Source organism: Vibrio sp. Vb0598 (genome assembly GCF_033338935.1).
GTDB classification, from domain to species: domain Bacteria; phylum Pseudomonadota; class Gammaproteobacteria; order Enterobacterales; family Vibrionaceae; genus Vibrio; species Vibrio alginolyticus.
On sequence record NZ_JAWOTP010000018.1, the window covers coordinates 61,227 to 74,867 of the forward strand.

Genomic DNA, 13,641 nt, shown 5'->3' on the forward strand with positions numbered 1-13,641 from the left:
GTGTATGTGTCTAGTCCCACTCTTACCGACAAAGTATTAAGAATGATCCGTCAGGATATTCTCGATGGCGAGCTTAAACCAGGTCAAAAACTCGTGGTTGCCGAACTCAAAGAGAAGTACAACGTAGGAGCGTCACCCATTCGAGAAGCATTGGTGCAATTATCTTGGAGCAAATACGTCAAACTCGAGCCGCAAAAAGGCTGCTGGGTTGCACCTGTATGTAAAGATGAGTTACATGACTTGTACGAAAGCCTGCAAATGGTCTCCGCATGCTTACTCAGTAAGGCAATTATGATTGGCGATGAAAAATGGGAACTGGATGTACTAACTGCTTATCACAAGTTATCCCGAGTAAAACCTGGCGAAAGCTTTTGTTGGAGGGAATGGGAAGAGCGCCAAAATCAGTTTCTTACTGCGCTGTTTGAAGGTGCTGGCTCTGTCAATATGTTTGGGTTTTTCCGCGATCTACTCACGCAAATTAAACGCTACCAATACTTCGCGATGCAGATTTTAGGCACAGGGAACCCTGGGCACTGTAATCTCGATGAGCAAGAAATACTGATGAAGGCATCGCTAGACAAAAAGAGTCAGGATGCTTTAGGTTATCTAGAGCGTTATTTGAGACAGTCAATACAGTGTATCGAAGCCGCCATCGACAACCAATGTCGCATACTGGCTAGCGAATAACGCTGAGACTAAAAAGCGGGGGTCTATCCCCCGTTTTTTCGTTTTTGTAAAAGCACTAAGCAATATCATCATAACTATGACATAGCGATACGCAGTTACGCCCTGCACTTTTTGACTCATACAAAGCAATATCAGCACATTTATACGTTCTTGTACGATCAGAGGTTAAATCACTATACCCAGCACTTACAGTAATGCCTCTATCACTACGCATTTGAACCGCGACACGTAGCCTGTTCAATACAATTTCAGCCTCTTCTAGTGTTGTATGCGGCATAATCACTGCAAATTCCTCACCACCGACACGAGATACAAAGTCTGTGCTGCGGACTTCTTCTAGGAGGGTTTCTGCGACACTACAAATCACCTTGTCTCCTTCGTCGTGGCCAAGCTCGTCATTAATACGTTTAAAGTGGTCAATATCAAACAACGCCAAACAAGCAGGAGGGCTATCAGGATAGCGTTCAATAATCCCCGCATATTGCGCCAATTGCTCTTCAAATTTTCGGCGGTTCCACAACCCCGTCAAGCCATCTTTTTCGCTTAGGTTTCGTAATTTTTCTTCTAACTCTTTTTGCCCAGAGATATCCACCAGCGACGTAATGTAATAACTCACTTTACCTGATTTGGTTAAATTCGCCTGAATACGCATTATTGCAGTAAAGACTTGATTAAACTTAGTTCGACAACGAATCTCCCCTTCCCATACGTGTTCACTCTTCAGTGTTTTCCAGATACTCAGGTTTGCTTCGAGATCTTCAGGTAGAAAAATTAAATGATGTGCACTCCAACCTTGGGCATGCTTGGTTGAGTAACCCATCATGTTTTCAAACTCTTGATTAACCATGATGATTCTATGTGAAGCATCCGAGATCATCACCGCAGTCATACCATCAAGAGCAGCTCGAGCCAACTTCGATTCCATACTATGACGCCGATAATGCAGAGCAAGGGCTGCCGTCGGCAAAGTGAAGCCGAGCACCAAACTTAGAACAAAAAACGCTTCTTGGATTAAGTCATCAATATCCCTCTGAGCTCGGGATAATAACTGCTCATTGGTAAGATCAATAACCAGATGAAGAGGTTCGCTAGAAACAAACTGGATGGTGCGATACGCGACCAAATTCGAACCATTGTAAGCATAGCCCGAATCTTTTGAATTTAAACTACGCCAAATGTTTGGGTACATCCGGCCAAAATTAAATTGAGAGCGAGCGGGAATTATATGGCCATACAAACGAGCTGATTTAGGGCTATCAATGTAAAATCCGTCACTCTTAATCAGCTCAATATGGAAATCAAGCACTGACGAATAGTTGAGTCGAGAGGATAAATAGTCAATATCAACATTAAGCACAAGATACCCTTCGCGCTTTCCGTTAAGCGAAATAGGCATCAAAATACGCAGTGACGGGCTATAGGGATAGACTAACTCGCCATACTCTCGTTCTAAACCTATCCCCCACGAAGCGATTTCGCCATCGTCTAAGTTCTTAGCGAATTGAAAGTAATCTCGCTCTGACTTATTTTGCAATTTGATCGCGGGCAACGCAGCGCCTGTTTCAATCTCATAATTAATCCTCACTTTTTCTCGACCAGAAACATCAAGAAAGCGAATTTGCTTATACAACTTTTGATTGATTGCGACCGAGATCCACATGTCTTCTAAGATGGAACGGTTCACCCGGTTAGGTTGGCGCAGATATTCATACAGACTTTGGCTGTGACCAAGTAGGTCACTGATCGTTTCGATTTGATCCTGAATATTGCTGTATTCACGGCCAGTATAGGCCAATTGATGTAACGCTTCTTGAGCGGTGTTCTCAACATTGTTTTCTAACAACGTCAGATATTTCTGATAGTAGTAAGCGGCAGTGAGTGCACTAAAAAATAGTGCTGTCGCCAATAAGGTGCCGACTCGCTTAGGTACTTTCACACGTCTAATGCCTATCATGCTTACTAAAACGACAATTATATCATTAATTGTTATTTTCTAAACAAAAAAGCCACTTAGATTAAGTGGCTTTTCTATATGCAATCAGAGAGTTAAGGTTTGAGGGCTCGCTCTCCTCGCGCAATGCCAACGACACCACTGCGAGCAACTTCGACAACTTCGGTCACTTCGGATATCGCTTGAATGAAGGCATCTAGCTTTTCACTCGTACCCGCAAGTTGTACGGTGTATTGGGAAGCCGTGACATCCACGATCTGGCCACGGAAGATGTCTGCCGTCCGCTTCACTTCTGCTCGCGCAAAACCACTGGCTTTCACTTTCACCATCATCAGTTCACGCTCAATGTGCTCATACTCGGTGACTTCTTGTACTTTCAGCACATCGATCAGTTTGTGTAACTGCTTCTGAATTTGTTCCAACTGCATCTCATCAGATGTCGTGGTAATGTTCATTCGCGACAGGGTTTCATCATCAGTCGGTGATACCGTCAAAGATTCAATGTTGTAACCACGTTGAGAGAACAAACCAACAACACGAGACAACGCACCCGGTTGGTTTTCCAATAGCAATGAAATAATGTGTCTCATATTAAGTTCTCTCCGTTTTGCTTAGCCACATTTTATCCATACCCTCACCTTTGATTTGCATCGGGTATACGTGTTCGGTTTCGTCTACGTTGATGTCCACAAACACCAGACGATCTTTCATATCCAACGCTTTTTGTAGCCCTTCTTCGAGCTGATCAGGCGTTTCGATACGAATACCGACGTGACCATAAGCTTCTGCAATCGCTGCAAAGTCAGGAACAGAACTCATGTAAGAATTAGAGTGACGACCTTGATAAATAATGTCTTGCCACTGTTTTACCATGCCTAAGAATCGGTTGTTCAGGTTGATGATCTTCACCGGAATGTCGTATTGCATGGCTGTCGACAATTCTTGAATATTCATCTGAATACTGCCGTCACCAGTCACAACCACGACCTCTTCTTGTGGCATGGCAAACTTCACGCCCATGCCAGCCGGAAGACCAAATCCCATGGTGCCAAGACCACCAGAGTTTATCCAACGGCGCGGCTTATTGAATGGGTAGTACAGCGCCGCAAACATCTGATGCTGGCCCACATCAGACGCCACATATGCGTCACCATTAGTTAGCTTGTGCAGCGTTTCAATTACTTGCTGTGGCTTGATTCGTTCTGGAGACGTTTCATAAGACAAGCAGTTGCGGTCACGCCATACTTGAATGTCGTCCCACCATGCGGTGATAGCATCTTGATCATTTCCACTACCTTGCTCTGCAAGCAGCCCGAGCATGGTTGTCAGCACTTTTTCCGCAGAACCTACGATCGGCAAATCCACTTTCACGTTTTTCGAGATCGATGACGGATCGATATCAATATGCATCACTTTTGCGTTTGGGCAGTACTTTTCAAGGTTGTTGGTTGTACGGTCATCAAAACGCACACCGATACCAAAAATAAGATCCGCTTCATGCATTGCCATATTAGCTTCGTAAGTGCCGTGCATACCCAACATGCCCAGTGAGTTTTTATGTGTACCCGGGAATGCCCCCAAGCCCATCAAAGTACTCACAACGGGTAGGTTCAGTTTGTCGGAAAGCTCTAAAATATGTTCATGGGCGCCAGAAATCACCGCACCACCACCGATATAAAGCACTGGTTTTTTCGCTTCTAATAGCGATTTAAGCGCTTTTTTAATCTGGCCTTTATGGCCCGAAGTTGTCGGCTTGTAAGAGCGCATTGAAAGCGTTTCTGGATATTGATAAGGCAGTTTGATTTGCGGGTTCATTACATCTTTTGGCAAATCAATCACAACTGGACCAGGTCGACCTGTAGTCGCGATATAAAACGCTTTTTTGATTGTTTCAGGAATATCTTCCGCTTTTTTTACTAAAAAGCTGTGTTTGACCACTGGGCGGGAGACACCGACGATGTCACACTCTTGGAAAGCATCATTACCAATTAGGCTATTCGGTACGTTACCCGAGATAACGATCATTGGGATAGAGTCCATATAAGCCGTGGCAATACCAGTAATGGTATTGGTCGCGCCCGGCCCCGAGCACACAAGTACGACACCCGGTTTACCGGTAGCTCGAGCGTAACCATCTGCCATATGAGTGGCGGCTTGCTCATGCCTTACAAGTACGTGTTTGATTTGATCGGTTTTGGCATGCAGTGCATCGTAGATATCCAAAACAGAGCCACCTGGGTAGCCAAAGATCTGCTCTACGTGCTCTTCTATCAGAGATTGAACCACCATCTCTGCGCCTGACAACATTGCTGTCATAATTGCTCTCCTTAGCCAGTTTCCTCACCGTAAGGTCAACGGATTGGTCTGGTTTTACATAGTCTAGGTCTTATTCGTAGCCTAATCGAAATACTTCCACGTTTTCGGCTATGTCTTGCGTTCGTCATAACATCCCGCAAGGTTACCCAACAAATGTAACGTTTTATTATCAAAGGGTCTAATGAGAGATTGATCTACTTTTTAAACAAGATACTAGTAATTAGAATGTTAGTAGGAATAGCAGCCACACATCTCCTATTTCACAGTACAACCTAAAAAGTTAACGCTCAAAAAAAGAACATTATTTCATAAGCTTTTAGCTATAGGGTGCGAAATAGCGTTATTTGACGAGAAAAACAGAAAAAATCAATACAAACAAAAATCCCCAGCAATGCGCGATCACATCACTGGGGATTTTTTCATCAATATAAAATCTAAGTCAGCTTAAGTTACTTTTTATCCGACTTTTCCTTATACATTTCTTCAATTTCATCTTGGTATTTGTCATTGATGACTTTACGACGAAGTTTTTGAGTTGGCGTTAACTCACCATCATCCATAGAGAAAGCTCTTGGTAACAGTTTAAACTTCTTCACTTGTTCAAACTTTGCCAACTCTTTTTGAAGATCGTTCACACGCTTCTCAAGCATTTCGACCACCTGGTGGTGCTTAATCAACTCAACGCGATCGTGATATTTGATATTCAGCTCTTTCGCGTACTCTTCTAGCGAGTCATAACAAGGCACGATAAGCGCAGAAACAAACTTACGAGTATCCGCAATGACTGCGATTTGCTCGATGAAGTGGTCTTTACCAATCGCACCTTCAATCATTTGTGGAGCGATGTATTTACCACCTGAAGTTTTCATCAACTCTTTGATACGATCGGTGATGAACAAGTTGCCATTTTCATCAATGTAACCAGCGTCGCCCGTTTTTAGGAAACCGTGCTCATCAAAGGTCTTTTCCGTCTCTTCTGGCATTTTGTAATAGCCACGCATCACCATTGGACCACGAACCAGAATCTCGTTGTTTTCGCCGATCTTAACCTGTGCGCCAGGCATCGACATACCAATAGAGTCGGGGTTAAAACATTTATCATCCCAACACGATACTGTCGCCGTGGTTTCAGTCATGCCGTAGCCCAACTTAACGTTGATACCAATCGCATGGAAGAATCGACCGATGGTTTCATCCAACTTTGCACCGCCACAAGGCATAAAGTTGATTTGCCCGCCAAGTAGCGCACGCAGTTTGCTCAGAACCAACTTATCCGCCAAAGCGTATGACTTACGCAGCAAGAGCGATGGCTGACGTTTTTCTTGATGACAAGCGGCCATTTTTGCGCCCATGTTGACTGCCCAAGTAAACATGATCTTACGGTGAATCGGCGCGCGAGACACTTTCTCGTGAATCGCAGAGAAGATCTTCTCATAGAAACGCGGTACGGCACACATCACGGTAGGTCGCACCTGGCTCAGTGCATCACGTACTTGCATGGTGTCTTGCAAATAGCAGTTGGTCGCCCCTTTGTACAATACATAAAAGGTCCAAGCGCGCTCAAATACGTGTGACAACGGAAGGAAACATAATGACACGTCACTTTGAGAAAGGCTCAAGCGCTGATCGTGCCCTTCCAATTGCGCCGCAATGTTTGCGTAGTCCAACATAACGCCTTTTGGCTGGCCTGTTGTACCCGAGGTGTAGATGAGCGTGAGTAGATCATCTTCTTTTGCCTGATCTAAACGCGCATCCAATTCAACTTGATATGTAGTGTCGCCTTTGGCAACAAATGCTTGCCAAGAGATAACGAAATCATGATCGCCAAGTTCTATATCATCAGACATCGCAACAATGAGCTCTAACTGTTCGCACTGGTCGAAAATGCTCACTGCTGCATCAAATTGAGGCTGTTCACCAACAAACAGAACTTTGACGTCTGCATTGTTAATGATGTACGCCGACTGGGCGGCAGTATTGGTTGGGTAAATAGGTACTGTCACGCTGCGTAATTGCAGTGCTGCGATATCAGCGATCGTCCATTGCGGCATGTTGTTCGAGAAAATGCCGATCTTATCTTGGACTCCTAATCCCTGAGCCAAAAGTGCAAGTGATAAAGCATCAACTTGCTGACCAAATTGCGTCCACGTAATACCTTGCCACTCCTCACCCACTTTATGCTTGAGTGCAACGCGTGTACCACCGTTCGCAATTTGTTCACGAATACGTTTAACGATATGAAAATCTAACTTGGCCATTCTTTTACTTACCTTTTGGCTTACAGGCGTAAGCTAATTGAGCGAACAAGTGTACTCACGGCTTGCTAAAACGCAACTGACCAGTATCAAACTTATCACTAATAAGAGACAACTATCACTTATACGTCGCGAACGTACCTCAAATTGCTGAATGATTACTCTATTTAACTTACTGTTTCGATTGTTGATTACGAAAACAAAAAGCCCCGAGAGACAAAAATCGCTCGGGGACCAATGAATTGTAAAAATTGATGATTACCAATATGGTCTAATCGAGAAGACCAAACGTCATCTTATTTTGCGGCAACGACTTCACCACAAGTGATCATCAGTTGATCGCGCAGCCAAATGTGGCCTTTATCTTTTTCGCTTGATTCATGCCAGCTTAAGAAGCCGCTGATTTCTTTGTTCGCAAATGGGAAATCAAGAATTTGCAGTTGATCGCTGTTTACCGCATTTTCCGCCATCCAACGTGGTGCAATAGTCACAAGCTCAGATTGACCCACCACGTATAGTAGGTTGCTTAAACTAGAACCTTCATACGCCGCTTGGCAATCCAGTTCACGGTACGCTTGCTCTGAGAAACTACGTTGGCCATGCACTTTCGATAACTTCGCATGCTTTTCGTTAAGCAGTTGCTCAGCCGTCACACCACCTTGAATGCGTGGGTGGGTTTTTGATGCGATAACCACTAATTCATCTTTGAAGATTTCAGTGCTTGAGAAACCTTGCTCATCAAAACGAGCGTAGTCGATCACGAAATCAATTTCTTGGTAGCGCATACGCTCAGACAACAAACGGTCAAATTCTGCATCTAGGTGAAGCTGAACGTTTGGTGCTTGTTGATTCACTTTTGCCATGATCTTCGGAGCAAAACGCATGTCACAAGGGCTGCAAATCGCAAGCTTGAATAAGCGAGTCGAAGATTCTGGTTGGAATACAGAGCTAGGAAGTTCATTGCGAATCAGCTGTAGTGCTTGGCGAATAGGGCCAAACAGTTGACGTGCTCGTTGCGTAGGCTGAATACCACGGCCTTGGCGCATGAATAGCTCGTCGTTAAACATCACTTTTAAGCGTGCCACGGCGTTACTTACCGCCGGCTGAGACATGCCTAGGTTATGTGCTGCACGAGTAATATTTTGCTCTTGCATTACAGCATCAAATACAGTCAGTAGGTTTAAATCTACACCACGCAAAGTGCTTTCCATACGGTAGCTAGCAATTGCGCTCATCGCGTCTTTCTTCTCTAACATTGAGTGCGCCTCTTTTGTAATCGTCAACTTTGTTCATTAAATTCATAACGAATAGAATCCCATCTCGCACAAAAGACGGCGGCTGGATTCGAATCATTTTACGAATAGATAACCTAACTTTTTATTATATTTATCGTCCGGATACTTCCGGCTCGAACTGTACTATCAACTAATCGATTGCGGTTTCGCAACTAGATTGATATTTAATCAGTAAATTTTAGCCAATTAGGTATTTATTCTTTAAATAACAAAAGCTTGATAAAAACATAAAAAACTATAAAACACGTAAAAATGCATTCTTTGAGGACGTATTTAGCAAATTGATAGGACAGGTGGTTAACACAAGCATACATTTAGCTCAGTTATTGGTTGAGATAAGAACAACATATAGCAGCTATATCTCTGATTGAATTTTGCACTTATCAGTCAAATTATCAGCAAATACACACTGAATAGAAATGAGAGAGGAAGAATAAAAATGCAGCCTTCCAAACAGAAAGGCTGCAACAAAATCGTATCAAAAATGGAAGGAACAATGTACTTAGAACAACGTACTTAAATGTTCGACACGTAACTTGGAAAATCAACCTGCTCCCACAGTTGTCTGGATAACTCTGCTTTTGAATCCCATGCACCTTGCAGTACCCAATGAACAATAGCCTGAGCAACATCTGGGTATTTCACACTTTCGGCTTGTTGCTCCTTTAGCCACTGGCGTACTGCGGAAATGTCTAAGCTCTCCATCGACATCGCAAGCCCTAAATCTTCTAAGGTCGCAACATTGCTCTGCTGCTCGAATTGACCCGCGAGTGGCTTTAGTAACAATTTTTTCCCCAAAGACAAGGCTTCTGAAGGAAGCTCAAACCCACCATTAGCAATGACACCACTACAGCGATGCAAATGATGCTGGAAGTTGCTGTGGCATAAAGGGCGCAGTTCTATGTTTTCTACCTGCTCACATTCGATCACATCCGGGTGATAACAGATAAACGCTTGTTGATTAAAGTGGAACAATAAGTCCGAGATATCTTCAATCGATTCGAACGGTAGATACACCAACACGAAGTCGTCGTTTTCTGCTTGGCTATCGACGGTATGCACTATCGGTGGTAACAAAGGTTGATCAAAATGATGCCAATGCAAACCAAGGTGATGTTGAGAAGGCGCAAAGTATTCAATGACGGATTTATCTAACCAACTTGCTCCCTTTAGTGGCACTGGATAACGGAAAGCATTTTGGTGGCTGATACCAATAGAAGGCTTATTTTGTTGTCTCGCTGCCCACGCAGTCACAGGTTCGAAATCATTAATGATAAGATCGTAGGACGACAGATCGAGTTGCTTAACTTCTTTGAAAAACTGCACCAAATTGTTATTCAATGCTGTTTTCGCGTAGTTTACAGAGCCTTTTTCGGTAATAAAGGTGAAGCCTCGGCGAGTCTGGTAATCGCCAAATGCTTCCATTGAAAAGTATTTTTCCGGCGCTCGCCCAGAAAACAAAAAGTCGACCTCAACATCGTGCTCTTTAAACGCATGACTCATCGCCCTTGCGCGTGCAATATGTCCGTTTCCTGTCCCTTGAACACCGTACAAGATTTTCATCAATTAGCCTCCTAACATCGCAATCGCTAATCCACCACAAAGACTGCCAAGCAGTGCACCAATGATGACATCGGTAAAAAAGTGCACACCCAATAAGATTCGCGCGGTTCCAATTAAACTTGCCCAAAAGAATGCAGCAACGCCTAGGCTCGGATAGAAATGGTCAATCAGCGTCGCCATGACAAACGCAGCGGCAGTGTGTCCTGAAGGAAGACTGTAGCGATCAGAGGGGGTAATAAAAGCAGGAAGGAGTGCATTAAGCTCTTCAGGGCGACGACGCTTAAAACTATTTTTCAGCGTCCAATAAATTGGTAGCTCGATAGCAAAAGCAAGTAAACCCGCCAGTAAAAACCAGACTCCTTGCTCCTTATCTAAATACCAAGCTAATAACCCCAACACCAAGTAAAGATGCCCGTCACCACTGTGGGAAACTCCTTTACTGATATTGGCGACTTGTTGATTAAAACGGTGCTTAAGACAAACACTAGAGAGCGCTAAATCAAACTTAGCAATGGTTGCAATTGGCTGTGTAATTGTCTCTATGGTTCTCATGTGACCTTTCCTTACTTTGACAACGCCTTTTTGTGAAAAGTAGGAGGTTTAGGTGACAACAGCATGACGGGAGTTTGGACAATTAATGACAAAGGCCAAATTAAGGTGTGCCCAACGATTTATCTATTGGGCATAACCATAAAAATAGAACATTAAGAAGGGTTTGATGGTTGCGGTTGAGGGGTGTCTATATACCAGACTTTTCTCTTCTTGCGGCAGGCGCGCAAAGAGCCTGTCGTCATGTCACCATCTTTTGTTAGCTCATAGCTCAGTGAGCGGCAAGTATAGTTTCCCGACAGTTCATGCTCTATACTCGTTTTCTCCGTTTTACTCGATTTAGGCTCTAGTAGAGGGTTAGGCTGAGTAGATAAAATGTCACGATTTATCACATTGCTGCGCGCATAATCCTTATGGACATAACCTTTTATCACTCCTTTCTGTTCAACGAGAAACCAAGGTTGATCAACCACTTTTGCTAGCACATTAAAGACTTCCCCTTTCGATAATACGCCAAGCTTTGCCCCTTCAAGACTCGGTTTGGAGCGTAGGTTTAATGTGGTCTTAGAGCGGTAAGAGACATCCATAAACTCTACTGGGTTTGAGGTATCGACACCTTCAGTGGTTGGTCGGAAAACTTCCGCTTGCTGTTTCTCACTAGGCTGGACACGGATCTTCCACCAAGAATACGTTTCCGGATCTTTACCTTTAAACTTATTTCGGCTGTCAGACTCAAGGGCAACAAGCATCTGATTCAAGAACGATTCGCGTCCTTCATAACTCAAAAATCGATCCATTTGATCATTGATGACCATGACGCTCTGTGAGTGATCATTCATAACAACGGGGGAAGCCACTTCCACATAGGTCTGCGATTGAAACAGCTGACAACCCGACAAGCTGACCAGAGTAAATACTATGGCTGAACGTCCAAATTGTTTTGTTAACCTCATTCTTTCCCTAACCCTTATATTTCTTTTACCTAGTGCAACTGCACTACTATAAATGGTCATTCAAAACTTTTGCCAAACAATTCGGACCTTTGTGTGACAAGTCGCAATCCCGATGCTTGTTTTGGTAATGAAACGTCGCAAACTTGATGAGAACTTACTTCTTCTAGCACGTTTCTATCGCATCATGCCGTTTCACTTAGTGCATCATTTTTCTCAAGCAAACGAAAAGACTCATCCGATATGAATAAAAAATCGACTTTAGGGTTGACGCGCTTCATGGAGTGCGGTACTAATTTGTTAACTTAATTATGTGGAAAGCTTAACAACTATGTCAGCTCATTTTTCTATCCTGCTTAGCCTCCTCCTGATCGTGACCAGTTCGCGCGGGTAGGCTGTGGAAGAAAAATAACCACACCAATTTCTAAGAACCCGCATGAGAATGCGGGTTTTTTTATATCTAAATACTGGAAGTAAACGATTCACTTGCGCGAAAGTGCAGAAATCAGGAAGGAAGCAAACATGAACGATCAGGTCATTATATTCGACACCACATTGCGTGATGGCGAGCAAGCGTTGTCAGCAAGCTTGACGGTTAAAGAAAAACTGCAGATTGCCTATGCGCTGGAAAGACTCGGCGTTGATGTTATCGAAGCTGGCTTCCCAATCTCTTCACCAGGTGATTTCGAGTCTGTACAAACCATCGCAAAAAACATAAAAAACAGTCGAGTTTGTGCCCTTTCGCGTGCCGTTGCGAAAGACATCGATGCTGCCGCTGAAGCATTAAAAGTGGCTGACCAATTCCGTATCCACACATTTTTAGCCACTTCCACCATTCACGTAGAAGACAAACTACGCCGCAGCTACGACGATGTACTAGAAATGGCAGTCAACGCCGTTAAACATGCACGTAACTACACTGATGATGTCGAGTTTTCTTGTGAAGATGCTGGTCGAACTCCAATCGACAACCTATGTCGCATGGTAGAAGCCGCCATCAATGCAGGTGCGAGTACAATCAACATTCCAGATACCGTTGGCTACACCGTACCAAGTGAGTTTGGTGGGATTATTGAAACCCTATTTAACCGCGTTCCGAACATTGATAAAGCGATCATCTCCGTTCACTGTCACGACGATTTGGGGATGTCAGTTGCCAACTCTATTGCCGCCGTTCAAGCTGGCGCACGTCAGATAGAAGGCACGATCAATGGCATTGGAGAGCGAGCGGGTAACTGTTCACTTGAAGAGATCGCAATGATCATCAAGACGCGTCAAGAGTTTTTGGGCGTTCACACTGGCATTAAGCATGATGAAATTCACCGCACCAGTAAGTTGGTTAGCCAGCTATGCAATATGCCTATTCAAAGCAACAAAGCAATTGTGGGTGCAAATGCGTTTAGCCACTCTTCAGGCATCCACCAAGATGGCATGTTGAAGAATAAGAATACCTACGAAATCATGACCCCTGAGTCTATTGGCCTAAAAAACCAAGCTCTGAACCTAACCAGCCGCAGCGGTCGCGCTGCCGTGAAGAGCCATATGGACACCATGGGTTACAACGAAGACGAGTACAACCTAGACGCACTGTATGCGGATTTCTTGAAACTTGCTGACCGCAAAGGCCAAGTGTTCGATTACGACCTAGAAGCCCTAATGCACTTCTCGAACTTGCGTGAAGAAGATGACTTCTACAAATTGAGCTACCTAAGCGTGCAGTCTGGCAGCGTAATGGCTACCACCAGCATCAAAATGCAATGCGGTGATGAAGAAATGTGTGAAGCAGCGGTCGGTAATGGCCCAGTTGATGCGCTGTACCAATGTATCTACCGCGTGACAGGCTACGACATCGTTCTGGATAAATTCGACCTAACCGCGAAAGGTGAAGGTGAAGATGGTTTGGGTCAAGCAGACATCATTGCCAACTACAAAGGTCGCAAATACCACGGTACGGGTGTTTCCACCGACATCGTTGAGGCTTCCGGCCAAGCATTATTGCACGTTATTAACAGCATTCATCGTGCAGATAAAATCGAAGAAATGAAGCAGAAAAAGATTGCGACTGTGTAATAACA

General features: G+C 44.1%; 10 protein-coding genes. 2 read left to right on the forward strand and 8 right to left on the reverse strand.

Features of this window, described 5'->3' with window-relative positions; all coding sequences use genetic code 11:
- Complete coding sequence (locus tag R7Q38_RS17285) at window positions 1-687, forward strand: GntR family transcriptional regulator (RefSeq protein ID WP_080659233.1); 687 nt, start codon at window positions 1-3, stop codon at window positions 685-687.
- 55 nt (window positions 688-742) lie between these two features.
- On the opposite strand, the gene R7Q38_RS17290 is transcribed toward R7Q38_RS17285, so the two are convergent.
- The 8 genes from R7Q38_RS17290 to R7Q38_RS17325 all read right to left on the reverse strand — a co-directional run bounded on the left by R7Q38_RS17290 (window position 743) and on the right by R7Q38_RS17325 (window position 11,569).
- Window positions 743-2,623, reverse strand: coding sequence for a GGDEF domain-containing protein (locus R7Q38_RS17290; RefSeq protein ID WP_206953635.1), 1,881 nt, complete (start codon window positions 2,621-2,623; stop codon window positions 743-745).
- Window positions 2,624-2,733: 110 nt separating this feature from the next.
- Window positions 2,734-3,228 carry an acetolactate synthase small subunit gene (gene ilvN, locus R7Q38_RS17295; protein WP_005379697.1) on the reverse strand — a complete coding sequence of 165 codons (495 nt, stop codon included), beginning with the start codon at window positions 3,226-3,228 and terminating at the stop codon, window positions 2,734-2,736.
- A gap of 1 nt (window position 3,229) precedes the next feature.
- Window positions 3,230-4,954 (reverse strand): acetolactate synthase 3 large subunit, encoded by a 1,725-nt coding sequence (locus tag R7Q38_RS17300; RefSeq protein ID WP_005379695.1) that lies wholly within the window; start codon window positions 4,952-4,954, stop codon window positions 3,230-3,232.
- Between the two features lie 449 nt (window positions 4,955-5,403).
- A complete protein-coding gene (locus tag R7Q38_RS17305; RefSeq protein ID WP_033906039.1) occupies window positions 5,404-7,212 on the reverse strand; it encodes an AMP-dependent synthetase/ligase in 1,809 nt (602 codons plus the stop codon).
- Window positions 7,213-7,505: 293 nt separating this feature from the next.
- Entirely contained in the window at window positions 7,506-8,465 is a 960-nt protein-coding gene (gene calR / locus R7Q38_RS17310) for a LysR family transcriptional regulator CalR (protein ID WP_005379693.1), read from the reverse strand.
- Window positions 8,466-9,020: 555 nt separating this feature from the next.
- Window positions 9,021-10,067 (reverse strand): MJ1255/VC2487 family glycosyltransferase, encoded by a 1,047-nt coding sequence (locus tag R7Q38_RS17315; RefSeq protein ID WP_005379691.1) that lies wholly within the window; start codon window positions 10,065-10,067, stop codon window positions 9,021-9,023.
- A gap of 3 nt (window positions 10,068-10,070) precedes the next feature.
- Complete coding sequence (locus R7Q38_RS17320; RefSeq protein ID WP_033906038.1) at window positions 10,071-10,619, reverse strand: phosphatase PAP2 family protein; 549 nt, start codon at window positions 10,617-10,619, stop codon at window positions 10,071-10,073.
- A 152-nt stretch (window positions 10,620-10,771) separates the two neighbouring features.
- Window positions 10,772-11,569: an SH3 domain-containing protein gene (locus R7Q38_RS17325; protein ID WP_239938868.1), complete on the reverse strand. Its 798-nt coding sequence runs from the start codon at window positions 11,567-11,569 to the stop codon at window positions 10,772-10,774.
- A gap of 519 nt (window positions 11,570-12,088) precedes the next feature.
- Between R7Q38_RS17325 and leuA the strand changes: the two genes are divergently transcribed.
- Window positions 12,089-13,636 carry a 2-isopropylmalate synthase gene (leuA, locus tag R7Q38_RS17330; RefSeq protein WP_005379685.1) on the forward strand — a complete coding sequence of 516 codons (1,548 nt, stop codon included), beginning with the start codon at window positions 12,089-12,091 and terminating at the stop codon, window positions 13,634-13,636.
- Window positions 13,637-13,641: the final 5 nt, after the last annotated feature.